The following is a 26,002-nucleotide window of genomic DNA, read 5'->3' on the forward strand; positions in this document are numbered from 1 at the left end:
CCATCCCTGCCATGACCAGCGAAAACCAGCTCCCTCCCGAGTCGGAGATCACCCTCCGGGTCAACGGGAAGCCCCACACCCTGCACGTCGACCACCGGCGTGTCCTGCTGGACCTGCTCCGCGAGGACCTCGGTCTCACCGGGGCGAAGAAGGGCTGCGACCACGGCCAGTGCGGTGCCTGCACCGTGCTGGCCGACGGCCGCCGCGTCAACAGCTGCCTGCTGCTCGCGGTCGCCCTCGACGGCAGCGAGATCACCACCGTCGAGGGCCTCGGCGGGGACGGCGAGGAGCCGCACCCGCTGCAGCGGGCCTTCCTCGACCGCGACGCCTTCCAGTGCGGCTACTGCACCCCGGGGCAGATCTGCTCCGCCGTCGGCATGCTCGCCGAGGCCGCCGCCGGCCACCCCTCCCACGTCACCGACCCCGCGGCCCCCTCCGGCCGGCCCGTCCCGCTGGACCGGCCCGAGATCCGCGAGCGCCTGAGCGGCAACCTGTGCCGCTGCGGCGCCTACCCGCGCATCGTCGAGGCGGTGGAGGACGTGATCCGGTGAACGGCTTCGGATACCTCAGGCCCGGCAGCGTCGAGGAGGCCGTCGAGGCGTACGCCACCCACCCCGGCGCCCGCTATCTGGCCGGCGGCACCAACCTGGTCGACCTGATGAAACTCGGCGTGGAGCGGCCCGCCGTACTCATCGACGTCGGCCGGCTGCCGCTGGCCGGCATCGAGGAGTTGCCCGACGGCTCCCTGCGCGTCGGCGCCACCGTCCGCAACAGCGACCTGGCCGCCGACCCGCGCGTCCGCGACCGCTACCCGGCGCTGTCCCAGGCGCTCCTCTCCGGCGCCTCCGGGCAGTTGCGCAACGCCGCCACCACCGGCGGCAATCTGCTCCAGCGCACCCGCTGCCCCTACTTCCAGGACCTGGACAAACCCTGCAACAAGCGTGAGCCCGGCAGCGGCTGCGGCGCCCGGGAGGGCGTGCATCGCGACCACGCCGTCCTCGGGCACTCGGAGCACTGCATCGCCACCAACCCGTCCGACATGGCCGTCGCCCTGGCCGCGCTGGACGCACAGGTCGAGCTGTACGGCACCGAGGGCATCCGGCGGCTTCCGGCAACGGAGTTCCATCGGCTGCCGGGTGAGCATCCCGACCGGGACACCTGGATCGGCCCGGGCGAGCTGATCATCGGGGTACTGCTGCCATCGGCCACCGCCGGCCTGCCGTCCGCCTACCGCAAGGCCCGCGACCGGGCCTCGTACGCCTTCGCCCTCGCCTCCGTGGCCGTAGTGCTGCGGGTCGCGGACGGCGTCGTCGACCACGCGGGGATCGCCTTCGGCGGGCTCGCCCACCGGCCCTGGCGGGCCCGGCACACCGAGCTGGCACTGCTGGGCGGCCCCGCGACCCCCGCCGCCTTCGAGGGAGCCGTGGCGCTGGAGCTCGCGCACGCCGAGCCGCTGCGGGACAACGCCTACAAGGTGCCCCTCGCCCGCAATCTCGCCCTGGACGTCCTGAACCGTCTCGCCCCCGCACCGGCGGTCGCCTGAGCCGGCGCAACAGGAGCGAGCAGACCAGGAGGAACCCATGACCGGCAACTCCCCGGGCACCCCCACCGAATACCGGGACGTACGGAACCCGACCCCTGACGGGGCTTTCGCCGAGCGGCGGCCGGGTGGGGGTCCGGGCCCTGGCGCCTCCACTGGGGCTCTCGGCGAGCGCCGGTCGGGTCGGGGCTCAGCCCTCGGCAGGGCGTCGGGTACTTCCGCTGTACGCCGGGACGTACGGAACACGGTCTCCGGCGGGGCTTTCGATGGCCACCGGCAGGGTGGGGAGCCGGGCCCCGGCAGCGCCTCAGGCACTTCCGTAGAGTGCCCAGACGCGCGGAACTCGGCCTCTGGAGGGGCTCTCGGCGAGCGCCGGGCGAGTGGGGACACGGCCCCCGGCAGCGCCCAGGAAGGGGCCCCGGCCCCGGACAGCGCCCCGCACGCGCGCGTACAGCGCCGCGACGCACGGACCGCGCCCCCGGGCACCCCCACCGGGTCGCTCGCCGAGCGTCTGTCAGGAGGGCACCCCGGTGGTGCCCTGGGTGCGCCCGCCGAGCGTCGGGAAGGGCGGGAGAAGGTGACCGGTGCGGCCCGCTACGCCGCCGAGTACGCGTTGCCCGGCCGCGTTCACGCCTGGCCCGTGCCGGCCGCGATCGCGCGGGGCCGGGTCACCGCCGTCGACACCTCGGCCGCCCTCGCCCTGCCCGGGGTCCTCGCCGTCCTCACCCCCGACGACGCCCCGCGCCTCGCCGCACCCGAGGACGCCACCCTCGCCGTCCTGCAGGGCCCGCAGGTGCCGCACCGGGGCTGGTGCGTGGCCCTGGCCGTCGCCGACACCCTCGAGGCGGCCCGCGCGGCCGCCCGGGCGGTACGTGTCACCTACACGGCCGAACCCCACGACGCCGGTCTGGACCCCGGGCATCCGCACGCCTACGAGCCGGAGGAGGCCAACGCCGGCTATCCGGGGCGGGTCGAGCGCGGCGACCCGGAGGCCGCCTACGCCGCCGCCGACGTCCGCGTCGATGCCACCTACCGGGTGCCGCCGCTGCACAATCACCCCATGGAGCCGCACGCCACCACGGCCCACTGGGACGGGGACCGGCTCACCGTGTACACCTCCAGCCAGGGCGGTACGACCGTGCGGGAGGTCCTCGCCCAGCTGTTCGAGCTGCCCGAGGACCGGATCACCGTAGTCACCGAGCACGTCGGCGGCGGCTTCGGCTCCAAGGGCACCCCGCGCCCCGACGTCGTCCTCGCCACCATGGCCGCCCGGCGCACGGGCCGGCCCGTCACCCTCGCCTACCCCCGCCGCCACCTGCCCACCACCGTCGGCCACCGCGCCCCCACCGTGCAGCGGCTGCGGCTCGGCGCGAGCGCGGACGGCCGGCTCACCGCCGTACTGCACGAGGCGACCACCCACACCTCCCGGGTGAAGGAGTTCGTCGAGCAGGCCGCGGTGCCCTCACGCATCATGTACGCCACCCCGGCCCTGCTCAGCACCCACCGGGTGGTCCCGCTCGACGTGCCCAGCCCGTCCTGGATGCGCGCCCCCGGCGAGGCGCCCGGCATGTACGCCCTGGAGTCGGCCGTGGACGAACTCGCGGACGCCCTCGGCATGGACCCGGTGGAGCTGCGCATCCGCAACGAACCCGAGCGCGAGCCCGACAGCGGCAAACCGTTCAGCAGCCGGCACCTCGTGGAGTGTCTGCGCGAGGGCGCCCGCCGCTTCGGCTGGGCCGAGCGCGATCCACGCCCGGGTGTGCACCGGGAGGGCCCGCTGCTCATCGGCACCGGCGTGGCCGCGGCCACCTACCCGGCCGCCGCCGTGCCGGCCACCGCGACCGCCCGGGCCCTGCCCGACGGCACCTTCGTCGTCCGGATCAACGCCACCGACATCGGCACCGGGGCCCGTACCGTCCTCGCCCAGATCGCTGCCGACGTCCTCGGCGCGCCCCTCGACCGGGTCCGCACCGAGATCGGGCACAGCGACCTGCCGTCGGCCTGGCTCGCCGACGGCTCCATGGGCACCGCCTCCTGGGGCTGGGCCGTGCACGAGGCGTGCGCCGAGCTGGCCTCCCGGCTCGCCGCACACACCGGGCCGCTGCCCGCAGACGGCCTCGGGACCCACGCCGACACCGCCGGAAAGGCCGACGCCGACAGCCCCTACGCCCGGCACGCCTTCGGCGCCCACTTCGCCGAGGCCGCCGTCGACACAGTCACCGGCGAGACCCGGGTACGGCGGCTGCTCGGGATCTTCGCCGCCGGGCGGATCCTCAACCCCCGTACCGCGCGCTCGCAGTTCACCGGCGGCATGACCATGGGCCTCGGCATGGCCCTCACCGAACACAGCACGATGGACCGCGCGTTCGGCGACTTCACCGAGGCGGACCTCGCCTCCTACCACGTGCCCGCACACGCCGACGTCCCCGACATCGAGGCCGACTGGATCGACGAGGACGACCCGCACCTCAACCCCATGGGCAGCAAGGGCATCGGCGAGATCGGCATCGTCGGCACCGCGGCCGCCATCGGCAACGCAGTCCACCACGCCACCGGCATCCGCTTCCGTGAACTGCCCCTCACCCCCGACCGGATCCTCACCGGCCTGTTGTCCGAGGGATGACCGTGACGGGGCCGGCCTGGGAGTACGAGGGCTACCGGCCCGAGGAGGAACGCCTGCGGGAGTCCCTGTGCACGCTGGGCAACGGGTACTTCGCCACCCGCGGGGCACTGGCCGAGTGCATCGCGGACGACGTCCACTACCCGGGCACCTACGTGGCCGGCTGCTACGACCGGCTCACCTCCGAGGTCGCCGGACGCCGGGTCGAGCACGAGGACATGGTCAACCTCCCCAACTGGCTGCCGCTGCGCTTCCGCCCGGCGGGCGCCGCCTGGCTCACCCCGGACTCCGACCCCGTCACCGAGCACTATCTGACCCTCCATCTCGACCCCGGCCTGCTGGAACGCCGCACCAGCTACGGCCTTGAGGGCGGCGCCACGCTCCATGTGCGCCAGCTCCGTCTGGTCCACCTGGCGGACCGTCATATCGGAGCCCTGCGCACCGAGTTCACCGTCGAAGGCCAGGGCACCGAGCTGGAGGTCGAGGCCGCGCTGGACGGACGCGTCACCAACTCCGGCGTGGCCCGCTACCGGGACCTGGACGGCCGGCACCTCACCCAGATCCGGACCGGTCTCGCCGCACACGGGGCGATGTGGCTGCGCTGCCACACCCGCACCTCCCGTATCGAATGCGCCCTGGCCGCCCGGCTGGCCACCGACGCACCGGTGGCGACGGCCCACGAAGCCCTGCGCGCCGTCCAGCACGTGAAGCTGCGCCTGACACCCGGCCGTACCGTCACCGTGGACAAGACGGTCGCGCTGCACACCTCGCACGACCCCGCCATCGGTGACCCGCTGGACGCGGCCGTCGAGCGCGTCGGAGCCGCCCCCGGCTTCGACGCCCTGCTGGAGACGCACACCGCGGCCTGGGAGCAGCTGTGGCGGCGCACCGCGCTGGAGGTGCCGGGGGAGGCGGGCAGCATCCTGCGGCTGCACCTGTTCCACGTGCTGCAGACCCTCTCGCCGCACACGGCCGACCTCGACGCCGGTGTCCCCGCCCGCGGACTGCACGGCGAGGCCTACCGCGGTCATGTCTTCTGGGACGAACTCTTCGTCCTGCCCTACCTCAACCTGCACCTCCCCGAGGTGTCCCGGGCCCTGCTCCACTACCGGCACCGGCGTCTCGACGCCGCCTGCCACGCGGCCGGCGAACTCGACCGGCGCGGCGCGCTCTACCCGTGGCAGAGCGGCAGCGACGGCCGCGAGGAGGCTCCGGAACTCCACCTCAACCCCCGCTCCGGCCGCTGGGTGCCGGACCACTCCCGGCTGCAGCACCACGTCGGTTCGGCGGTGGCCTACAACATCTGGCAGTACTGCGAGGCCACCGGGGACACCGACTTCCTGCACGGCGAGGGCGCCGAGATGCTGCTGCAGATCGCGCGCTTCTGGGCGGACTCGGCCGGTTACGACGACCGCCTCGGCCGGTATCGCATCCGGGGCGTGATGGGCCCCGACGAGTACCACGACGCCTACCCCGGCGCGCCCCGGCCGGGACTGGACGACAACGCGTACACCAACGTCACCGCCGCCTGGGTGCTCGCCCGCACCCTGGACCTGCTGAGCACCCTGCCCGAGCCGCGCCGTCGCGAACTCACCGAGAGCATCGGCCTGGACGAGGACGAGCCCGCCCACTGGGAGGAGATCTCCCGCACCCTCCACATCCCCTTCCACGACGGGGTGATCAGCCAGTTCGAGGGCTACGGCGACCTCGCCGAGCTGGACTGGGACGACTACCGCAAGCGGTACGACGACATCCGCCGGCTCGACCGGATCCTGGAGGCCGAGGGCGACACGGTCAACCGCTACAAGGCGTCCAAACAGGCCGACGTCCTCATGCTCGGCTACCTCTTCTCGACGGCCGAACTCCGAGCCATGTTCGACCGGTTGGGCTATCACCTGGACGAACACACCTGGACCGCGACCGTCGACCACTACCTGCACCGCACCAGTCACGGCTCCACCCTCAGCGGCCTGGTCCACGGCTGGATCCTGACCCGGGCCCGCCGCGCCGACGCCTGGGCGTTCGTCCAGGAGGCGCTGCGCGGCGACATCGCCGACCTGCAGGGCGGCACCACCGGCGAGGGCATCCACCTCGGCGCCATGGCCGGCACCCTCGACCTCGTCCAGCGCGGACTGACCGGCCTGGAGACCCGCGACGGCGCCCTGTGCCTCGACCCGGTCCCCCTGCCCGAACTCTCCTCGTACGGCTTCGCCATCCGCTACCACGGCCACTGGGGCGTCCATCTCCGCCTGCGCAGCGGCCTGCTGGAGATCGCCGTGCCGGACTCCGACCGCGCCCCCATCGACGTCTGCCTGCGCGACCGGGTGGTGCCGGTGGGTCCGGGGGAGGCGGCACGGCTGGTGGTCCCGGACTGACACCGCTCAGCCGTCCGTCACCGGGTACCGGTGCACGGGCGGCAGCCCGGGCAGCAGACCCGGCCACAGGGTGTCCAGGACATGTGCGCTCGGCGTGAACAGCGGCCGCTCGAGCAGCGGCAGATCGCCGACCTCGTGCCACTCCCAGCGGCGGATCAGCCGCGGCTCGGTGACGACGGGTTCGCCGGTGAAGGCGGTCACCCGGACGGCGGCCGTCACCCTCGGGATGCCGTGCACGTAGTCCATCAGGATGGCCCGCACCCGCGTCCCGGCCGGGTCGGCCTTCAAGGACGTCTCCTCCTCCAGCTCGCGGACGGCCGCCGCGGCGAAGTCCTCGTCCGCGTCGTTCTTGCCACCGGGCAACTCCCAGACGCCCCGCACGGACCAGCCCAGCAGCACCCGGCCCGCCGCGTCCGTGACGACGACACCGGCGCCGGTGAGGGCGTGCGGGGAGGGGCGGCCCTTGCCGGCGTATCCGGGCGTGGCGGGGGAGGGGCCGCGCAGGACGAGCAGAGCCAGGCCGTCGGCGTCGTACCGGTCGGCGGACGCCCAGCCGGTGCGGAGCAGACCGATCTCCTGCTCGTCCAGGGCGATGCCGCGCCGGTCGTCCGGCACCCCGTCCGAGAGCGGCGTGATCACACACAGCGCGCCGCCGGGGCGCAGCCGTTCGCGCAGCCGGTTCAGCACCCGGGTGCGGTCGCGGACGAAGGCCCAGCCGAGCCGGATGGTGATCAAGTCGTAGGCGTGGGAAGGCAGTTGACCGAGATCGTCTCGCTCGATGTCCAGGCGGCGGTACGTCACGCCGACCGCCTCGGTGCGCCGGGCCTCCGTGAGCGCGGCCTTGGACCAGTCGACGGAGTCCACCCGGTAGCCGGAGCTGGCCAGCTGACGGGCGAGTTCCCCGAGTCCGCAGCCGACGTCCAGCGCTAGTCCGCCCGCGGGCGCCGGGACGTGCTTCGCCAGCAGCCGCCGTTCGGTGTCGCCCAGCTCCCGGAACCGGCCCCCGCCCGCGTAGTGCGCCTCCCACTGCTCGCGCCTCACGTATGCCACCGGGCCTCCTCGGGCCGCTCGTTTCCCCGGACTTCGGGATCCTCGCCCGGCGGCGCCCGTCGTACACCGGCGTGCGCGATCTCGACGCGGACGGCCGGGCGGACCACCATGCACCGGTAAGCGGTTGAAGCGGGAAGGAGACGGCGGAGATGAGCGCGAGCGACGCTCCCCTGCGTGTGCTGGCGGTGGACGACGAGGAGCCCGCATTGGAGGAACTGCTGTACCACCTGGAGCGCGATCCCCGGGTCGGCACCGTGGTGCCCGCGGCGGGACCCACCGAGGCGCTGCGCCGGCTCGGCCGGGCCGTGGCGGACGGGCCGGACGGCGAGGAAGCCGTCGACGTCGTCTTCCTGGACATCAACATGCCCGGACTCGACGGCCTGGAACTCGCCCGGCTGCTGGGCGGGTTCGCCGCACCGCCACTGATCGTCTTCGTCACCGCCCACGACGACTTCGCGGTCCGCGCCTTCGACCTCAAGGCCGTCGACTACCTGCTCAAGCCCCTCCGCAAGGAACGCTTCGCCGAGGCCGTCCGCCGGGTCGCCGAACTGGTACGCGCCGGGCAGGGCCCCCGGCCGGCCGCCGCCCCCGCCACGACCGCGCCCGAGCAGGCACCCGCCTTCGGTGATCAGGTCCCCGTGGAACTGGGCGGGGTGACCCGGTTCGTGCCCATCGCCGACATCACCTATGTCGAGGCCCAGGGCGACTACGCGCGACTGCACACCCCGCACGGCAGCCACCTGGTCCGCGTCGCCCTGTCCACCCTGGAGGAACAGTGGCGCGCACGTGGGTTCGTGCGCATCCACCGCAGCCGGCTCGTCGCCCTCGGCCGCATCGAGGAACTCCGTCTGGACGGCGGCAACGTGACCGTACGGATCGGCGACCGCGTGCTCGCCGTGAGCCGGCGCAACGCCCGGGAACTACGGGATCTTCTCGCCAAACACGCGGCGGGCAGGGCCCGTTGAACGAGGGAGGCGGTTGCCGGGTGACGGACCTGTGGCGATTCTCGTCCACCCGCTGTCTCGGCGGGGTCCCGCTGCGTACACTCGCCGCAGCACGAGGTGATCACCGCTGCGTCGGGAGTGCGTCATGGGTGCGGAATCCGTCCCTCGCAGAGAGGTGGTCACCGGACGGCCGCGCCCTTCCGCCGGTACGACCGCACCGCGCCCGGACCCCTCGCCGTACTCGGAGGAACGACTGCGGCGGTTGATGCAGCATCAGTTGCGGGCCGCGCTCGCCGCGATGGCCCTGCTCGCTCTCCTGCTCGGCCTGCTTCCCGTGCTCCTGCGCGTCCTGCCGTTCGCCGACGCCGCATCCCGAGTCCCCCTCGCCGTCTGGCTTCTCCTGGGTGTGGCCCCGTACCCCGCCCTGCTGGCCATCGGCGCCTGGTACGTCCGCCGCGCCGAGCGCAACGAGACCGCCCCGGCCGCCGCCGCTCCCGCGGAACTCCCCTGACCATGCGTCGACTTCCCGCCGGGACCGGCCGGTGAACCAGACGTACGGCATCGTGGGCGTGACCGCGGTGATCCTCGCCACGGTCCTCGTCGGCGCGCTCGGGCTGCGCATCTCCCGTACCACCTCCGACTTCTACGTCGCCTCGCGCACCGTCGCCCCCCGTCTGAACGCCTGCGCGGTCAGTGGCGAGTACCTGTCCGCCGCGTCGTTCCTCGGCGTCGCCGGGCTCGTCCTCGCCCAGGGCGTCGACATGCTGTGGTTCCCCATCGGCTACACCGCCGGGTTCCTGGTCCTGCTGGCCTTCGTCGCCGCACCGCTGCGCCGCTCCGGCGCCTACACCCTGCCCGACTTCGCCGAGGCCCGACTGGAGTCCCGGGCGGTGCGGCGGATCGCCGGTGTGCTGGTCGTCGGTATCGGCTGGCTGTATCTGCTGCCCCAGCTGCGCGGCGCAGGTCTCACCCTCCGGCTGCTCACGGGATCGCCCGGCTGGCTCGGCGGTCTGGTCGTCGCCGCCGTGGTGACCGCGGCCGTCGCCGCAGGCGGGATGCGCAGCATCACCTTCGTCCAGGCCTTCCAGTACTGGCTGAAACTCACCGCCCTGCTGGTGCCCGTGGTGTTCCTGCTGCTCGCCTGGCACGGCGACCACGCTCCGGCACCCGCCTGGGACGACCGGCCCGTCTTCCACCGCTCCACCGAGGTGCGCATCGACCGGCCACTCACCCTCACCGTGCGCGAGCCGGTCCGGGTGACCGCGTCCGGCGCCGTCGACGGCCGTGCGCTGCACGGGGTTTCGCTGCGGCTCGGCGAGGGCCGGCACCGGATCGGCGCGGGGACCGCCCTGCGCTTCCCGGCCGGCGCCCGCGTCCCCCTGCCGGACCGGGCCGCCGATCGTGCCGCGCCCTCCAGCTGGGCCGAGCCGCTGTCCTCGGACCGCGAACAGCACGGCCTGTACGCCACCTACGGGCTGATCCTCGCCACCTTCCTCGGCACCATGGGCCTGCCGCACGTCGTCGTCCGCTTCTACACCAACCCCGACGGCCGCGCCGCCCGCCGCACCACCGTCAGCGTGCTCGCCCTGCTCGGCGGGTTCTATCTCCTCATCCCCGTGTACGGCATGCTCGGCCGCCTGTACGCCCCCGATCTGCTCCTGACCGGCGACACCGACGCCGCGGTCCTCGTCCTGCCGCAGCGGCTGCTCGGCGGGGTCGGCGGGGACCTGCTCGGCGCCCTCGTCGCCGGGGGCGCCTGCGCGGCGTTCCTCTCCACGGCGTCCGGGCTCACCATGTCCGTCGCGGGCGTCCTCGCCCAGGACGTGCTGCCCACGCTCGGCGTCCGCCACTTCCGGCTCGCCACGCTGCCCGCGATCGCGGTGCCGACCGCCGCCGCGGCGATGGTGAGCGATCTGCCCGTGGCGGACGCGGTCGGACTCGCCTTCGCCGTCTCCGCTTCCTCCTTCTGCCCGCTGCTCGTGCTCGGCATCTGGTGGCGCGGACTGACCCCGCCGGGCGCGATCGCCGGGCTCGTCCTCGGCGGCGGCTCGGCGTTCACCGCGGTGACGGCCACCATCGTCGGCGGCGCCCGCTCCGGCTGGCTGCACACCCTGCTGGCGTGGCCCGCGGTGTGGTCCGTCCCCGTGGGCTTCGCCACCATGGTCCTGATCTCCCTGGCCACCCGCAGCCGTGTCCCACCCGGCACCGCCTCGACCATGGCCCGTCTTCACCTCCCCGAACCCCCGGCCCCCTCCCGCCCCGAACCGGCGACGACCTGACCGAGGAGCCGTTGTGCACACCAGCGACAAGGACCAGGACGCCGTAGGACGCACCGGCCGTCCCGCACTGCGTGTCGGTCGTTCCGGCAGGCGCTCGGCGCTCGGCTGCGTCCCCCGGCACTCCACCAGCCGCCCCGCCGCCCCGAACCCCCGTCGCCCATGACCGTCCTCGGTACCGCGGCGCTCGCTCTCGCCGCGTTCGCGCTGTTCGTGCTCGGTGCCGCCCTCGGGCACGGGGCGGCGCGCCGGCAGCAGGAGCACTCGCCCGACAGCGAGGGGGCGTCGCGCGCCCTGGCCCATGCCCTGCACACCGCCGCGCTCGCCGCGGCACCCCTGCGCGCCGGGCTCACCCCGGTCACGGCTCGAAAGACGGTCCGCAGGCTGCGCCCCCTGCTCGGCACCCCCGCCCTCGCCCTCACCGACGACACCGCCGTGCTCGCTTGGGACGGCGCCGCCGAACACCACCGCGCGCAGCTGACGGCACAGCTCACCCACCCGTCCCGCGCCCGGACCTTCCCGCTGCCCTGTGACGACACCGGCTGCCCCGTCCGCTGGGGCGCCCTGGTGCCGCTCCCCGCCGACGGCGGCACCCCCGGCGCCCTCGTCCTGCTCGCCGCCGACGAGTCCACCGCTCTCGTCCGCGCCGGCGAGGAAGCGGTCCGCCGGCTCTCCCTGGAACTCGAACTCGCCGGGCTCGACCGGGCCCGCACCAGCGCCCACGAAGCCGAGGTCCGGGCCCTGCGCGCCCAGATCTCCCCGCACTTCATCTACAACTCCCTCGCGAGCATCGCCTCCTTCGTCCGCACCGACCCCGAGCGCGCCCGTGAACTCCTTCAGGAATTCGCCGACTTCACCCGTTACTCCTTCCGCCGCGGCGGCGACTTCACCACCCTCGCCGAGGAGTTGCGCTCCATCGAGCAGTACCTGGAACTCGCCCGTGCCCGCTTCGGCCGTCGGCTCACGGTCACCCTGCGCATCGCCCCCGAGGTGCTGCCCGTGACACTGCCTTTCCTCTGCCTGCAGCCGCTCGTCGAGAACGCCCTCAAACACGGTCTGGAGGGGTCCGCGGAGCGCATCGGCGTCACGATCATCGCCGAGGACGAGGGCACCGAGGCCCGGGTCGTCATCGAGGACGACGGCATCGGCATGGAACCGGAACGCCTGCGCGCCATCCTGCGCGGCACGGCAGGACCCGCCACCGGCATCGGCCTGAACAACGTCGACCGCCGGCTGCGCCAGGTCTACGGCGACGACCACGGCCTCGTCATCGAGACCGGTGTCGGAGCGGGTACGAAGATCACCCTCCGTGTCCCGAAGTTCCGCCCCGGCATCCAGGCCCGGCCCGCACAGCCCGAGACTGAAGGAGGGTTCACGGCCTAGGCGTCCCGGCGGCGGTCCCGTCTCTCAGGAGATCCCGTCGGCTCCGGTCGCCGCCGCCGGAGTGTTCGAGGACTGGCACCGGCTGCTGAGCGAGGCGCTCGCGGCGCACGGCGTCGATCCGACCGGGCGCCCGGTCTCGCGTCCCTCGTCGTGGCGTCCGTCGAGGGCGCCATCGCCATGTGCCGCGCCCAGCACAGCGTGCAGCCCCGCGACCGGGTCGCCCGGAACTCGAAAGGCTGCTCACCGACGCGGTAGCCCGCACGGCCTGACGGCTCGGGGCCGCACAAGGACGCACAGCCCCGACCCGGGGTCACGGCAACGGCGCCCGACCGGCAGGCCGGGCGCCGCCACCGCTCATGTCAGGCCGGCACGTTGGCCGTTCGGCCGAGGTGCCGGGCGAAGAACCGGACCGCGCTGGCGGCCTCGAACCGGGGCAGCTCCTTGTGCCTGCCCGCGTTGGCGTGCAGGGTCTTCTCCGTCGAGGCAAAGGCGTCGAACAGCGCCAGACTGGCCTCGCGCGGGATGTGTTCGTCGTCCCACTGCATGTCGTACTCGATCGGGACGGTGATCTGCTTCGCCTTCTCCGCCAGGACGTCGGGCCAGTGCTGACCGAAGACCGCGGCGGTGATCCTGGGTTCGACCGCCACCAGCGGCACGCCGATCGCGGTGCCCATGTTGATGCCGAAGTAGCCGACCGGCCCGTCGGCGCCGATTTCCGGAAGCTCCTGGAGGGCGTCCAGCGTCGCCTGCCACTCGGGCACGGCGAGCTCCGCCAGATGGGCGTTGTAGCGGACGACGATCGGGCCTTCCGGCTCGCCCGCCGCCCTCGCCCGGAACAGCTCCGCGATCTCCTGCTCGTCGTGTGCCGTGCGCGGCCGGTCGCCGTGACCCGGCGCGTCGATGACCGCGACATGGAAGCCGCAGCCGTTCACCAGGAGTTGGGCACGACCGGCCATCGCCGGATGCTTCTTGTGGTTGCCGCCGCCGTGGCCCATCAGGACCAGGGGCGCACGGTCCGCGCCGGAGGCGGGGGACCAGAGGACACCGGGGACCTCGCCCACGGTGAAGTCGCGTTCGATCATGCCGTTGACGGACGACTCGGCGATGAACTTCAAAGATGTCATGGTGTGTTGCCTTTCGGGAGTGCCTGGTTGTCGAGGCGCTCCCGGCGACACCTACGTCGATCGCCCGACCGTGACGACGAGGGGGAGCACCCACACGAATACAGCCTTCATGGGTCTCACCTCCTCGGCCTTGATCACGGTCAACTGCAAGCTACCAGACCGGTGATCATCCCGCCCAGCCTCTTTCCTGCCACGTGTCTGGCGCGCGAACACACCTGGTGGAGAGGGAGATCACTTGGCAGGGAGGCGGTCTTGGCCATGCGCGTCTGGCGCGGTACGGTCGGTCCGATATCGACGACGGCGAAACGGAAGCCGGTGAGAATCCGGCACGGTCGCGCCACTGTATGCGGGACCCGCAAGGGGCTCGTGAGTCAGACCCGTGGTCGTCGTCCTGTGCACCACCGAGATGGGACGCGAACTCCCAGAGGAGGTCCTGCCATGGCGCAGACCGTCGCCCAGCCGACAGCCACCACCCCCGTCGTTCCCGCCAAGCTGCCGCTGAAGGCGATTGCTCCCTGGGCGGTCTTCTTCGGCATCCTCATGCTGATCCTGCTCTACTTCGTCGGCGCCGAGCAGGGCGCCACCTCCGTGTTCAACGGCACGGACGTCCACGAGTGGGTGCACGACGCGCGCCACCTGCTGGGCTTCCCCTGCCACTGACGCGACGAACACCGCGCGCCCATGAACTCCGCAACCGTACGGAACCTTCTCGTGCGGGGCATGCTCGCCGGCCTCGCGGCCGGCGTGCTCGCCCTGGTCGTGGCCTACGTGCTCGGTGAGCCGAACGTCGACAAGGCGATCAGCTTCGAGCAGGCCCACTCCCACGAGCACGAGATGGAGACCGTCTCCCGCTCCCTGCAGTCGACCGCCGGCCTCGCCACCGGTGTCCTCGTCTACGGGGTCGCCTTCGGCGGCATCGCCGCGCTCGCCTTCAGCTTCGCCCTCGGCCGCGTGGGGCGCTTCGGCCCGCGCGCCACGGCACTGCTGCTGTCGGGCTGCGCGCTGCTCGCCGTGTACGTCGTGCCGTTCCTGAAGTACCCGGCCAACCCGCCGTCGGTCGGCAACCCCGACACCATCGGCAAGCGGACCACCCTGTACTTCCTGATGATGCTGCTCGGCGTCCTGCTGGCGGTCGCCGCCACCCTCCTGGGCAAACGGCTCGCGCCGCGCCTGGGCACCTGGTGGGCCACGGTGGCCGCGGTGGTCGCGTTCACCGTCGTGATCGGCCTGGCGTACCAGTTCCTGCCCGTCGTCAACGAGGTGCCCAAGGGCTTCCCGGCCACCCTGCTGTGGCGCTTCCGGCTCTCGGCACTGGCGATCCAGACCACCCTGTGGGCCGGATTCGGCCTGGTCTTCGGTGAGTTGGCCGAACGGCTGCTGAACCCCAAGCCGGCGACGGCCGCGAAGCGGCGAGCGGTTCCGGCCGCGCACTGACTCCTCGCGTACGGCAGCAGGGCCCGGCGGAACCGTCCGCCGGGCCTTCGGCCGTCCTCCTTGCCTAGTCAGCCTCCGGCGTCGGCGTGCCAAGCGGAGATCCCAGACGCAGATTCCACCGCCCGGCCCGGCCGCTGAGTTCGGTCAGGGTCAGCGGCGGCACGTCGAGGCGCCAGAAGAGCGCTGCGGGCAGGTCCAGTGCGTCGACGACCGCCGCCCGCACCACCTCCGGCTCGACGACGGCGAGCGTACGACCCGTCAGGTCCTGTGCGCCGGCCAGCCACCGCGCGACCCGCCGGCACAGGTCCCGCACGGACTCACCCCCGTGCGGTGCGCACTCGGGGTCGGAGAGCCAGCGGCCCACCGCCTCCGGCTCGGCGGCCCCCACCTCCTCCAGGGTGCGCCCGCGCCAGCGGCCCACGTCGAGACCCGCCAACTCCGGTACCGGCACACCGTCGAGGCCCAGTGCCGCGGCCGTCTCCCGGCAGCGCACGCCGGGGGAGGTGAGGACACGGGCCGCGGCGGGCAGGGCCGCGGCCGCCGAGCGGGCACGTGCCGCTCCGCTGCCGTCGATCGAGCCACCGTCGTCGAAGCGGGCCTGCCGCAGTGACGCGCTCATGGCGGGGGAGAGGAGAAGAACTCGGCTGGTCACGTGGTTCAGAGCTACCAGCATCGGCGAACGACGCACAAGATCCGGCTGACGAGAGGATCAACCGGGGATTCGCGGCGCACCGTGCGGACTGGCGATCATGGGTGCTCGGTTCCCCCGGAAGAACAGGCGGCGGCACGTGATACCTCCCGTTCCCTCCATCGACCGGCGCCGACTGCTCGGCCGGGTCCTTCCCGCCGCGGCCGCGACCCTGCTCACCGGCACGGCCACCGCCTGCGCCGGGACGGGTTCCTCCCCGCGGGCGGCCGACCCGCTGCTGGCGTTGGTCTACCGGGGACCCGCGGCCTGTGACGGATGTGCCGAGTCGGTCGCCGCGCTGCTGAGGAAGGCCCCGCGTCCGTTCACGGTCGCCTACGTCGGCCCCGACGAGGACGTCCCCCTGACCGCGGCCGGTCTGGCGGACGCCGACGTCTACGCACAGCCCGGCGGCAACGACGATGTCGACGGCACCTGGGAGGAGCTGAAGGGTGCCGCCGGGGCGATCCGTGACTGGACGCGGGCGGGCGGCCGCTACCTCGGATTCTGCATGGGCGGCTATCTGGCCGGGAGGGATCCGGGGTTCGGCCTGCTGCCCGGTGACACCGCCGAGTACATCACCTCACCGCGCGCCTCGGTCCATGACGAGAAGGACACGGTCGTGCCGGTGACCCGGAAGGGCAAGCGGCGCCACATGTACTTCCAGGACGGGCCGTACTTCGTGCTCGCCGACGGTGCCGACGCGTCCGTACTCGCCAGGTACGACAACGGCACGGCCGCCGCTGTCGTCGCGCCGTACGGCAAGGGACGCGTAGGGGTGGTCGGGCCGCACCCGGAGGCGGATGGCTCCTGGTACTCCGACGCGAGGCTGAGGAATCCCGACGGCGTGCGTCTCGATCTCGGCCACGACCTCGTCGAGGAGACGGTCAAGGGGCTGTAGCGGTCCACGCCGCCCGCCCTGAGGAACCCGTTCAGTCGGAATCGTGGGTTTCCTGGTTGGCCTGCTCAGTCGTTCACGTTCTGGTTCGCGGTGCTCCGCCCGTACGGGGGGCCGGGCGGAACACCGCGAAGTCTTGGGGCGGTCGGGCACGTCGGGCGGACGGCCGCCCGCCGGTCCGCTACAGCGCCACGTCTCCGCACAGGTGGACCTCGACGCCCAGCTCGGCGAAGAGGGCGGCCTTGGCGCGCAGCGCCTTGTCGGCCGTCTCCGTGTCGGGGGCGTAGGCCACGTTCAGGTGGTTGGCGCGGTGGCGGGCCATGAACTGGTCGCGGCTGACGCCGTGCAGCACCGCGTGCATGATCGGCCACTGCGGGGTGGTGGCCTCGAGGCGGCGCCGGGTCTCCTCCTCCGGCAGCTCGATCGCCGTGGCACGGCCGAGGTCGACATGGAGCCGGCCGTCCATCAGGAAGACCCGCGACCAGACGATCTCGCCGGGCTTGGAGACCCCGCTGAGCGTGCCGCCGCCGAGCGGGAAGTACATCGGGGGCTGCCGCATGCTGTACGACTTGTCGTAGCCGCCGTTGTGGGAGGCGGGCACCGAGCCGGAGATCTCGAAGACCCACACGAACCGGCCGTCGTACTCCTCGCCCCAGCGGATGTCGTGCAGCGTGGTGGCCGGGTCGAGGCCCATAGCCGTCCAGATCCGGTTGGTGACCAGGGAGTCGACGGCGACCCCCTCGTCCACCTCGTTGAAGTGCGGCAGCGGCGCTCCGGCGTACAGCTCGCGGGCACCGTCACGGCTGAACACCGGCGGGCGCTGGACGTTGTTGAGCAGACCCTCGGCGAGGTCGCTCGCCGGGACGGTGTCCTTCAGGCCCTGCTGGTACTGGATGCCGACCGCGTCGAGCCCGAAGTCGTCGGCGATGCGCAGCGCGGCTATGTACATCCTGAACTGGCTGAGCAGCTGGGCGTCGGTGAGCTCGGTCGCCTCGTCCGTACCGGTGTGGAAGGTCATTCCGGCGTGGTCGAGCCAGGCGCGCACCGCCTGCGCCTCCTCGTCGGAGACCTTCTTCATCTCGGCGACCAGGGCGCTCTGCGACAGCCGCTCCTTGTAGATGCCGAGCGGGTTGAGGAACTCGTCGTCGATGATGGCGTTGTACATGCCCATGCAGCCCTCGTCGAAGACGCCGATGATCGCCTTCTCCTCGCGCAGCTGCCGGGCCAGTGCCACCCCGAGTTCGGTCTCGGGGTCCTCGGGCAGCGGCGGCAACGGCCGGACATGGCTGGTGTCGTGGGTGAGGGTGCCGGTTTCCAGCCAGGTGCGCAGGCCGTCGCGGGCCCAGTCGTCGGTGAAGTCCGGGCTCCACAGTACGGAGTACTCGCGTCCGGCCTTGGTGAGGCTGCCGGCGAGGTTCAACAGGCCCACGAGGCCGGGGAATTCACCGCTCCAGTTGGCGACGACCAGGATCGGGCCGCGGTGGTCGCGCAGTCCGGCCAGGACGTGGTGGCTGTACTGCCACACACCCTCCACGACGATCAGCGGCGCGTCCTTCGGCAGGGTCTTGAACACCTCGAGGCCGGCGCGCTGGCTGTCGATGAAGCCGTGCCCCTTGGCCGCGTCGAAGGCGTGGCCGCGGCGGACCTGCCGGCCCAGGTCGGTCAGCGCCGCGGCGAGGTCCTTCTCCAGCTTCTCCTGGGTCGGCCAGCAGGTGACGTTGGCGGCGGGGCGCAGGTCACCGCTGGCCACGGTGTAGACGGTGTTCGGCTCGCCGGTCGCCGGTCGGCTGGGGACGGGCAGGGTGTATGCGGTCATGCGATCTCCGTAGGGGTGTGCGTATGACGGCCACCCTCCGGCCGACCGAGTCGGGTGGTGGGTGGGCATAGGTCGGCGTCCAGGGGGCGGCGCCCCCGGGCGGGGTTCAAGGGGCGGAGCCCCTTACCTGGTCTCGGCGGAGGTCACCGCTCCTGCAGCGGGGCAAGGGCATGCACGGTCGCCGAAGTCTCCCGGTACAGCCGCCGGTAGAGCGCGTACAGCTCGTCGTAACGGCTCCGGTGCTCCACGCGCGGCGTCACCGTCCGCTGCACGGGGTTCCAGCGGTCGATGTCGGCGTCCCCGACGAGCTGCGCCGCAAGGAGGGCACCGCCGTAGCTCGCGCCGATCGTCGTGCTGCGCAGCTCCTGCGGCAGGCCGGTGATGTCGGAGACGATCTGGGTCCACAGGGCACCCTGGGTGCCGCCGCCGACGGCGACCACGCGGCGGATGTCGCCGCCCGCCTCCTCGATGACCTCGATGTTGTGGCGGACCCCGAATCCGGTGGCCTCCAGCGCGGCCCGGTAGAGGTCGCCGCGGGTGTGGGACAGGGTGAGGCCGGCGATGACGCCACGGGCGTCCGGGTCCATGATCGGGGTGCGCTCGCCGGAGAAGTACGGCAGCATCAGCAGCCCGCCCGCGCCCGGCCCCGACTCGGTGGCCAGGCGGGTCAGTTCGGCGTGGTCGCCGTCGGCGAACAGATCGCGCAGCCAGTTGGTGACCGCGCCCGAGGTGGCCATGCCGCCGGCCAGGTTGCGGGTGCCGGGCAGGGCGCCGACCGTGCCCCACAGCGAGGGGCTGGTGAGCGGCTTGGGCACGGTGTGGATCAGAAACATGGTCGTGCCATACATGAGCATCAGGTCACCGGTGTGCTGTGCTCCTACGCTCAGGGCCTCGGCCCAGGCGTCGATGGTGCCGGTGGTGACGGGGATCCCGGCCGGCAGGCCCGTCGCTTCGGCGGCCTCGGCGGTGAGGGTGCCGGCCGCCTCGCCGGACCAGTGCAGCGGCGGCAGCTCGATGCCGGGGGCCACCTCGGCGGCCCAGGGGCCGCACCACTCGCCCGTGAGCGTGTCGTACAGCGGAGTGCACTGGCTGGCCGAGTGGTGGTCCAGCACATAGGTCCCGGTGAGCTTGCGGACCAGCCAGGAGCTGGGCATGTACAGGCGGCGGGCGCGGGCGTAGAGCTCGGGCTCCTCCTCGGCGACCCAGGCGATCTTCGGCCCGGCGGCCTGGGTGGTGAGCGCGGAACCGCACCGGCGGATGATCTCCTCGGCGCCCAGCTGCTCCTCGATGCGGCCGATCTGGCGGACCGAGCGGGTGTCGACGCCGTAGAGGATCGCGGGGCGCACCGGCGTGTCGTGCTCGTCGGTGAGCAGGACGCAGGGGCCCATGCCGCTGACCCCGACCGCGAGCACGGTGCTGTCGCCCGGGCCGGTCAGCTCGCGGGCGATGTCGGAGAACTCGCGCCACCACACGGAGGCGTCCATCTCGAAGCGGCCGGGACCAGGCCTTGAGGGGGTGTGCTCCCGCACGGCCGAGCGGATCAGGGTGCCGTCGAGACCGACGAGGACGCCCTTGCTGCTCGATGTGCCGATGTCCACACCGATGACTGCGTTGCGAGGCATGACGAGCACGCTCGCAGAAATCGATTTCAGCGTCAAGAGGCCGCGCGGAGTCGGGTCTTGGTGCCGAACACGACCGGGCAAACGGCTCAGTACGGGCGTGGCGGGGCCGGTGAAGTGCGCGGGGATCTCACCCCTTGACACCCCCTGACGGCGGCCCTACTTTTCGCTGAAATGGATTTCACAGGGTGCGCGGCCCGGTTCCGGGCCCGCCCCGCACCCCACCCATGAAGACCGTGAAGGCACAGAACACGATGACGACCTTTGGACTCGACGGCATCTCCCGCAGGAGCCGTGCCGTCAGCCGTTCCATCAGCGCCGAGAACTTCGTTGGTGCCAAGTCCGGCGGCGGCCGCGCCACCGAGGGCACCGGCGCGGTCGCGGCGAGCAGGCTGGGGCCGGGCTGGAAGATCTCCCCGAGCATCGACATCGCCACCGGCGAGACCGCGGTGCTCGCCGACGTCGAGGGGCCGGGCACCATCCGGCACCTGTGGTGCACCACCGACCCGCACACGGCCTGGCGGGGCACCCTGCTGCGGATGTACTGGGAGGCCGAGGAGACCCCGGCCGTCGAGGTTCCGCTCGGCGACTTCTTCTGCAACGGCTGGAACTCCTTCAGCCAGGTCTCGTCCGTGCCCGTAGCCGCCAACCCCAACGGCGGCTTCAACGCGTACTGGCCCATGCCGTTCCGCCGCCGCGCACGCATCACCCTGGAGAACCTGACCGCCGAGAAGGTCACCCTCTACTACCAGGTCGACTACGAACTGGACGAGGTCGGCGAGGACGCCTCCTACTTCCACGCCCAGTGGCGACGCAGCCACCCGGTGCCGTACGGCAAGGTGCACACCCTGCTCGACGGGGTCACCGGCGCCGGCAGCTATGTGGGCACCTACCTCGCCTGGGGCGTCAACAGCCCCGGCTGGTGGGGCGAGGGCGAGTTCAAGTTCTACCTCGACGGCGACGAGGAGTTCCCGACGATCTGCGGCACCGGCACCGAGGACTACTTCGGCGGCGCCTGGAACTTCGACGTCCCCGGACAGGGCTACACCGCCTACACCACCCCCTACCTGGGCCTGAACCAGATCCTGCGCCCCGACGGGCTCTACCGCAGCCAGCAGCGGTTCGGCATGTACCGCTGGCACATCCTCGACCCCGTCCGCTTCTCCCGGGACCTGCGCGTCACCGTGCAGAGCCTCGGCATCGGCCCCGGCCAGGGCAACGGTCTGCCGCACCGCTACCGGCACACCAGCGACGACATCGCCAGCACCTCGCTCTTCTACCTGGACGCCCCGAGCTCGGCCTCCCGTCCGGCCACACCGGACCTGCTGACCCTCGAAGTCGACTGAGCCGCTTCCCCCGTCACAAGCCCGCCTCCCCGTCCCCCAGCAGCCCGACCCCGTCCCACGTCTCTCCGACCACAAGCCCCCCACGCCCGTCCCACCGCAAGTTCCCAGCCCCATCCCACTCCGACAGGAGCGCACGCATGCTCCAGCACGGCAACGAAGCCGGGCGCCCGGCCACCACGTCACGCCGGCGTTTCCTCACCGCGGCGGCGGGCGCCGGCGCGGCCCTCGCCTCCCCGGCCCTGCTCACCGGTTGCGGCACGGCACAGGCGAAGGGGGGCAACCTCCAGTTCTGGAACTTCTACGGCCCCCAGCGCTCGCCCGACCCCGCGATCAACGCCCAGTCCAAGTGGTTCGTGGACATGGTCGCCGCCTGGAACCGCACCCACAAGCAGCAGATCGACCTCGTCTATCTGCCGCAGCCCACCTACCTCAACGGCTTCAAGCTGCCGTCCGCCTTCGCCACCGGCGAGGGCCCGGACATCTTCCTGCTCTCCCCCGGCGACTTCCTGCGCTACTACAACGGCGGTGTCCTCGCGGACCTCACCCCGCACATGGACAAGGCCGCCATCGACGACTACGGCTCCGCGCTCGACAGCCGCAAGGTCGACGGCAAGGTCTACGCCCTCCCCATGGAGATCGAGCCGCTGGCCATGTTCTACGCCCAGGACGTGTGGGAGAAGGCCGGCCTGTCCGAGGCCGACATCCCCACCACCTGGGACCAGATGCTGAACATCGGCGACAAGCTGCGCACGAAGACCCGGGCCGGTCTGGTCTTCGAGACCCAGCCCGGCTACTACCAGAACTTCACCTGGTACCCGTGGATGTGGCAGGGCGGCGGCGACGTCCTGGACCACCAGGGCAAGGTCGTCTTCGACTCCAGGGCCACCCGCCAGGCCCTCGGGCTCTGGCAGGACGCCGTACGCCACGGCATAGCGCCGCGCACCGTGCCCGCCGCCGACGATGTGATAGGCGGCTTCAAGGGCGGCAACGTCGCCATGTGGCAGCAGGGCATCTGGAACGTCTCCAGCTTCAAGGCGTTCGCCCCCCAGTACCGCTACGGCGTCTTCAAGCTGCCCGTCCCGCCGGGCGGCAAGTACGTCACCACGCTCGGCGGCTGGTCCTTCTGCGCCAACGCCCAGGGCCGCAACCCCGAAGCCGCGGCCGAGTTCTGCGCCTGGGCGCTCGGGTCCATGAAGGACGACTCGATCAACCGGATGGTCGACTGGTGCGTCGGCGCCAAGTCCGACGTGGCGCCCCGCACCAGCGCCCTGGAGCGGGGCGCCGCCAAGGGTGGCTACGACTCCGAGATCATGAAGAAGTTCAAGGACGAGATCTTCCCCGGCGGACGCGCCGAGCCGCGCTACCCCCCGGTCGTCTACAAGGCGATCTCCGACGCCATCCAGGGCACCATGCTCGCCGGCCGAAGCGTGGCCGGTGAGGCGGCAAGAGCCGCCCAGTCCATCGCTGCGTACACCAACAGCTACAAGGGGGCGAGCCTGATATGAGCAGCGTCGCCGCAGAACGGCGCCGGCGGGCCGCGGCCCCGGCGCAGGCACCCGCCTCCGCGGACACACCGAGACTCAGCCGCAAGCACCGCGAATGGCTGGCCGCGGGCCTCTTCCTCGCGCCCGACGTGCTCGGGCTCCTCGTCTTCGTCGCCATCCCGATGGTGCTCTCCATCGCCCTGAGCTTCTTCCAGGTCAGCGGCTTCGGCTCGTACAAGTGGATCGGGCTCGGCAATTACCAGCGGATGATGCACGACCCGCTGTTCTGGGACTCGATGAAGATCACCGGCGAGTACGTCGTGATCCTCGTCCCCGTCCTGTTCTGTGTGAGCCTCGGCCTCGGCCTGCTGGTGAAGCAGAAGCTGCCCGGCGTCGGCGTCTACCGCACCGCGCTCTTCCTGCCGTACGTGATCAGCCTCGTGGTGGTCGGTGTGCTGTGGAAGTTCCTGCTCGACGAGCAGACGGGCGTGGTCAACCGGGCCATGCGCGCGGCCGGCTTCGGCGGCGAGTCCTGGCTCGGCAGCCCCGGCCTGGCCCTCGGCTGCGTCATCACGGTCATGGTCTGGGTGATGATGGGCTACTACATGATCATCTTCCTGGCCGGGCTCCAGGAGATCCCCAGGGAGTTCTACGAGGCCGCGAAGCTGGACGGCGCGGGACCGTGGACCACCTTCCGCACCATCACCTGGCCGCTGCTGCGCCCCACCAGCTTCTTCGTCCTGCTGATGTCGACGGTCGCCGCCATCACCGGAGGCCTCGACCTGATCTTCGTCCTGACCAACGGCGGCCCCGCCAACGGCACGTCCCTGGCGATCTTCTACATCTACCAGCAGGCCTTCGGATTCGGCGAGTTCGGCTACGCGGCGGCCATGGGCTCGTTCCTGGTGCTGATCATGGTCGTGATCTCCGCCGTGATCTTCAAGCTCACGAGAGGCGGGAGGTTCGACGATGGCGAGTGACGCCCTGACGACCCGGGCGGGCCGGGAGGGTGGACGCCGGCCGCGCTCCTCGCGCGCCGGACTGACGGCCCTGGCTGTGGTCCTGTCGCTGATCAGCATCTTCCCGGTGCTGTGGATGGTCACGTCGTCCTTCAAGACCCGGGCCACCGTCACCGACGGCAACCTGATCCCGAAGGACTTCACCTTCGACAACTTCGTCTACGTCTTCACCGAGGTCCCCTTCGGCCGCTACCTCTGGAACAGCTTCTTCATCTCCGCGGTGATCACCGTGGTGGCGCTGTTCTTCCACTCCATGGCCGCCTATGCGCTCGCCCGGCTGCGCTTCCCGGGCCGCGAGAAGCTCTTCGGCGCGATCTTCGCCACCCTGCTGGTCACGGCCCCGGTCGTGCTGATCCCGCTGTTCCTGGTCGCCCGTGAGCTGGGCCTGCTCAACAGCTACGCCGGCCTGATCATCCCGGCCATCTTCAACGCCTTCGGCATCTTCCTGCTGCGCCAGTTCTACCTGGGGCTGCCCAAGGAGCTGGAGGAGGCGGCGATCGTCGACGGCTGCGGACACTGGCGGGTGTACTGGAACATCGTCCTGCCGATGTCCCGGCCCATCCTGTCGGCCCTGGCGATCTTCTTCTTCCTCGCCAACTGGAACGCCTTCGTCTGGCCGCTGGTCGCCACCAACGACCAGTCCCTGACGGTGGTCCAGCTCGGCATCGCCTCGTTCCAGAACCAGTACACCTCCAACTGGAACTACATCCTGGCGGCGGCCACGGTCGCGGCACTGCCCATGCTGGTGCTGTTCTTCGTCTTCCAGCGGCAGATCGTGGAGTCGATCAAGACGTCCGGACTGAAGTAGCTCCGGACCCTGGCGTGGGCCCGGGCGTGCGGCGGCGCAGGGCCCACGAACAAGGGCGCGGTACCGGTCACCTGACCGGTACCGCGCCCTTCGCGTGCCTGGCCGGCTCAGGGTCCGGCGGTGCTCTCCCGCACCTGGAGCCTGGTGCGCAGCACCACGGTCTGCAGCGGCGACGGCTTGCCCTCGATGCGCTGCAGCAGCAGATCGGCGGCGGTACGGCCCAGCTCGTACGACGGCAGCTCCACCGCGGTCAGGGAGGGCCGCAGCAGCGACGCCCACGGCACGTCGCCGAAGGACAGCACGCCGACGGCCGGGGGAGTGCTTCCGACCTCGCGCAACGCGTCCAGGACACCGATCGTCATGAGGTTGTTGGCGACGAACACGGCGTCCGGCGGCTCGGGCAGCGCCAGCAGCTCGCGCATCGCGGCCCGGCCGCCCTCGACCCGGAAGTCCGCGTGCCGTACGTAGGCGTCGCCGGCCTGGACGGCGTCGCCCGCGGAGTACAGCGCCATGCGGTACCCGGCCAGGCGCTCCTCGGAGGTGGAGGCGCCCCGGGGGCCGGTGATGCAGGCGATGCGGCGGTAACCGGCCTTGAGCAGATGGCGGGTGGCCACCTCGCCGCCGTGCTGGTTGTCCACCTGCACCGCGTCCACCTCGGCCGCGTGCGGCCGCCGGTCCACGGCGACCACGGGGACGCCCCGGGCGATCAGCGGCGCCAGATCCGTCCCGTCCTGCGAGGCCGCGGCCACGATCACACCGGCCATCTGCTCGCCGAGGGCGACCTCGAGGTAGCGGCGCTCCTTGTCGGTGTCCTCGTCGGAGTTGCACAGGACGACCGAGAGGCTGGTGCGCTGTGCGGCGTCCTCGACCCCGCGGGCGAGCGAGGTGAAGAAGGGGTTCTCGATGTCCGGGATGATCAGGGCGATCACGCTGGACTGCTGCTTGCGCAGCGACCGGGCCACCCGGTTGGGCGCGAAGCCGAGAGCCGCGGCGGCCTGCTGGACGGACAGGGCGCGTTCCGGCGTGACCTTGCCGCCGTTGAAGACACGCGAGACCGTCGCCGGGGAGACCCCGGCGGCTCGCGCCACGTCATGGATCGTCACCACCTGAGTGCGCATCCTTTCAGCCGTGTGTGGAACCACCCTACCTGTGTCTGAAAAGGTTTTCACCCCCGAATGCGGCCAGGCCAGGGCAGACGCGGACGTCATCCCGCCGCCCGGTGCGGACATGCGGGGCCCCTGGCCGAGTGGTGCAATGACGGCAAGGTGTCCCCGAGTTCGACGCACGCGAGCGCCTTCGTGACGGCGGAGCTGCCGCCCCCGGCCGTGCCTTGCCACCGATGGACGAACCGGCCGGCGCACCCGCTGCCCGGTCGGTCGCGGCCGTGGGCGACCGTTCCGAGTCCCGGAGGAGTTTCCGATGACCTCGCACCAGTGGCCCGCTTCCGCGTGCTCCCCGGCGCCGCGGCCCCTGTCCGAAGCGGCGTTCCGTGAGCTGTACCGCAGGCTGCGGGAGCAGGCGCTGGACGGTGGGGACCGGCGGCGTGGCGCGCTGGACCGGTTGACGCCGGGGCGGGTGGTG

The 26,002-nt window shown here is 72.1% G+C and carries 22 protein-coding genes and 1 riboswitch; of the genes, 16 read left to right on the plus strand and 6 right to left on the minus strand.

Going from position 1 to position 26,002, the window contains the following annotated elements:
- Positions 1–11: 11 nt before the first annotated feature.
- The 4 genes from ACWCQS_RS43280 to ACWCQS_RS43295 all read left to right on the plus strand — a co-directional run bounded on the left by ACWCQS_RS43280 (position 12) and on the right by ACWCQS_RS43295 (position 6,535).
- Positions 12–551: a (2Fe-2S)-binding protein gene (locus tag ACWCQS_RS43280; protein ID WP_451009610.1), complete on the plus strand. Its 540-nt coding sequence runs from the start codon at positions 12–14 to the stop codon at positions 549–551.
- On the plus strand, positions 548–1,543 hold the full coding sequence (locus tag ACWCQS_RS43285; protein ID WP_451009611.1) for an FAD binding domain-containing protein: 996 nt from the start codon (positions 548–550) through the stop codon (positions 1,541–1,543). Before ACWCQS_RS43280 ends, ACWCQS_RS43285 begins: the two co-directional genes overlap by 4 nt.
- A gap of 574 nt (positions 1,544–2,117) precedes the next feature.
- Positions 2,118–4,163 (plus strand): xanthine dehydrogenase family protein molybdopterin-binding subunit, encoded by a 2,046-nt coding sequence (locus ACWCQS_RS43290; RefSeq protein WP_451009612.1) that lies wholly within the window; start codon positions 2,118–2,120, stop codon positions 4,161–4,163.
- Positions 4,160–6,535 (plus strand): glycoside hydrolase family 65 protein, encoded by a 2,376-nt coding sequence (locus tag ACWCQS_RS43295; RefSeq protein ID WP_451009613.1) that lies wholly within the window; start codon positions 4,160–4,162, stop codon positions 6,533–6,535. The genes ACWCQS_RS43290 and ACWCQS_RS43295 overlap by 4 nt, the downstream gene beginning before the upstream one ends.
- Positions 6,536–6,541: 6 nt before the next feature.
- On the opposite strand, the gene ACWCQS_RS43300 is transcribed toward ACWCQS_RS43295, so the two are convergent.
- On the minus strand, positions 6,542–7,585 hold the full coding sequence (locus ACWCQS_RS43300; RefSeq protein ID WP_451009614.1) for a bifunctional class I SAM-dependent methyltransferase/NUDIX hydrolase: 1,044 nt from the start codon (positions 7,583–7,585) through the stop codon (positions 6,542–6,544).
- Between the two features lie 149 nt (positions 7,586–7,734).
- Between ACWCQS_RS43300 and ACWCQS_RS43305 the strand changes: the two genes are divergently transcribed.
- From ACWCQS_RS43305 to ACWCQS_RS43325, 5 genes are all read left to right on the plus strand, one after another.
- The gene (locus tag ACWCQS_RS43305; protein WP_451009615.1) at positions 7,735–8,550 is read left to right on the plus strand and encodes a LytR/AlgR family response regulator transcription factor; all 816 of its coding nucleotides are present in this window, start codon (positions 7,735–7,737) and stop codon (positions 8,548–8,550) included.
- Positions 8,551–8,674: 124 nt separating this feature from the next.
- On the plus strand, positions 8,675–9,040 hold the full coding sequence (locus tag ACWCQS_RS43310; protein ID WP_451009616.1) for a hypothetical protein: 366 nt from the start codon (positions 8,675–8,677) through the stop codon (positions 9,038–9,040).
- A 31-nt stretch (positions 9,041–9,071) separates the two neighbouring features.
- Entirely contained in the window at positions 9,072–10,808 is a 1,737-nt protein-coding gene (locus tag ACWCQS_RS43315) for a sodium/solute symporter (RefSeq protein ID WP_451009617.1), read from the plus strand.
- Between the two features lie 159 nt (positions 10,809–10,967).
- Positions 10,968–12,188, plus strand: coding sequence for a sensor histidine kinase (locus ACWCQS_RS43320; RefSeq protein ID WP_451009618.1), 1,221 nt, complete (start codon positions 10,968–10,970; stop codon positions 12,186–12,188).
- 150 nt (positions 12,189–12,338) lie between these two features.
- Entirely contained in the window at positions 12,339–12,443 is a 105-nt protein-coding gene (locus tag ACWCQS_RS43325; RefSeq protein WP_451009619.1) for a hypothetical protein, read from the plus strand.
- Positions 12,444–12,547: 104 nt separating this feature from the next.
- Here ACWCQS_RS43325 and ACWCQS_RS43330 read toward each other — a convergent pair whose 3' ends face one another.
- Positions 12,548–13,312 (minus strand): alpha/beta hydrolase, encoded by a 765-nt coding sequence (locus tag ACWCQS_RS43330; RefSeq protein WP_451009620.1) that lies wholly within the window; start codon positions 13,310–13,312, stop codon positions 12,548–12,550.
- A gap of 263 nt (positions 13,313–13,575) precedes the next feature.
- Positions 13,576–13,714: riboswitch (cobalamin riboswitch) on the plus strand.
- Between the two features lie 36 nt (positions 13,715–13,750).
- Here ACWCQS_RS43330 and ACWCQS_RS43335 point away from each other — a divergent pair.
- The gene (locus ACWCQS_RS43335; RefSeq protein WP_360979986.1) at positions 13,751–13,972 is read left to right on the plus strand and encodes a CbtB domain-containing protein; all 222 of its coding nucleotides are present in this window, start codon (positions 13,751–13,753) and stop codon (positions 13,970–13,972) included.
- A gap of 21 nt (positions 13,973–13,993) precedes the next feature.
- Positions 13,994–14,746, plus strand: a complete 753-nt coding sequence (locus ACWCQS_RS43340) for a CbtA family protein (RefSeq protein ID WP_451009621.1) — start codon at positions 13,994–13,996, stop codon at positions 14,744–14,746.
- 64 nt (positions 14,747–14,810) lie between these two features.
- Here ACWCQS_RS43340 and ACWCQS_RS43345 read toward each other — a convergent pair whose 3' ends face one another.
- Positions 14,811–15,398, minus strand: coding sequence for a histidine phosphatase family protein (locus ACWCQS_RS43345; protein ID WP_451009645.1), 588 nt, complete (start codon positions 15,396–15,398; stop codon positions 14,811–14,813).
- 136 nt (positions 15,399–15,534) lie between these two features.
- On the opposite strand from ACWCQS_RS43345, the gene ACWCQS_RS43350 reads away from it, so the two are divergent.
- Positions 15,535–16,332 carry a BPL-N domain-containing protein gene (locus tag ACWCQS_RS43350; RefSeq protein WP_451009622.1) on the plus strand — a complete coding sequence of 266 codons (798 nt, stop codon included), beginning with the start codon at positions 15,535–15,537 and terminating at the stop codon, positions 16,330–16,332.
- A gap of 178 nt (positions 16,333–16,510) precedes the next feature.
- Here ACWCQS_RS43350 and ACWCQS_RS43355 read toward each other — a convergent pair whose 3' ends face one another.
- Both ACWCQS_RS43355 and ACWCQS_RS43360 read right to left on the minus strand, forming a co-directional pair.
- Complete coding sequence (locus ACWCQS_RS43355; protein WP_451009623.1) at positions 16,511–18,145, minus strand: fucose isomerase; 1,635 nt, start codon at positions 18,143–18,145, stop codon at positions 16,511–16,513.
- Positions 18,146–18,288: 143 nt separating this feature from the next.
- Positions 18,289–19,767 (minus strand): FGGY-family carbohydrate kinase, encoded by a 1,479-nt coding sequence (locus ACWCQS_RS43360; protein ID WP_451009624.1) that lies wholly within the window; start codon positions 19,765–19,767, stop codon positions 18,289–18,291.
- A 251-nt stretch (positions 19,768–20,018) separates the two neighbouring features.
- On the opposite strand from ACWCQS_RS43360, the gene ACWCQS_RS43365 reads away from it, so the two are divergent.
- The 4 genes from ACWCQS_RS43365 (at position 20,019) to ACWCQS_RS43380 (ending at position 24,421) form a co-directional block, all read left to right on the plus strand.
- Positions 20,019–21,110, plus strand: coding sequence for a glycoside hydrolase family 172 protein (locus ACWCQS_RS43365; RefSeq protein WP_451009625.1), 1,092 nt, complete (start codon positions 20,019–20,021; stop codon positions 21,108–21,110).
- 137 nt (positions 21,111–21,247) lie between these two features.
- Positions 21,248–22,615, plus strand: a complete 1,368-nt coding sequence (locus ACWCQS_RS43370) for an ABC transporter substrate-binding protein (protein ID WP_451009626.1) — start codon at positions 21,248–21,250, stop codon at positions 22,613–22,615.
- Positions 22,612–23,574 carry a carbohydrate ABC transporter permease gene (locus tag ACWCQS_RS43375; RefSeq protein ID WP_451009627.1) on the plus strand — a complete coding sequence of 321 codons (963 nt, stop codon included), beginning with the start codon at positions 22,612–22,614 and terminating at the stop codon, positions 23,572–23,574. Before ACWCQS_RS43370 ends, ACWCQS_RS43375 begins: the two co-directional genes overlap by 4 nt.
- A complete protein-coding gene (locus tag ACWCQS_RS43380) occupies positions 23,564–24,421 on the plus strand; it encodes a carbohydrate ABC transporter permease (RefSeq protein ID WP_451009628.1) in 858 nt (285 codons plus the stop codon). Before ACWCQS_RS43375 ends, ACWCQS_RS43380 begins: the two co-directional genes overlap by 11 nt.
- 107 nt (positions 24,422–24,528) lie before the next feature.
- Here the strand turns inward: ACWCQS_RS43380 and ACWCQS_RS43385 are convergent, their stop codons facing one another.
- Positions 24,529–25,539 (minus strand): LacI family DNA-binding transcriptional regulator, encoded by a 1,011-nt coding sequence (locus ACWCQS_RS43385; RefSeq protein ID WP_451009629.1) that lies wholly within the window; start codon positions 25,537–25,539, stop codon positions 24,529–24,531.
- Positions 25,540–26,002: the final 463 nt, after the last annotated feature.

The organism is Streptomyces sp. NPDC002076 (assembly GCF_053593835.1).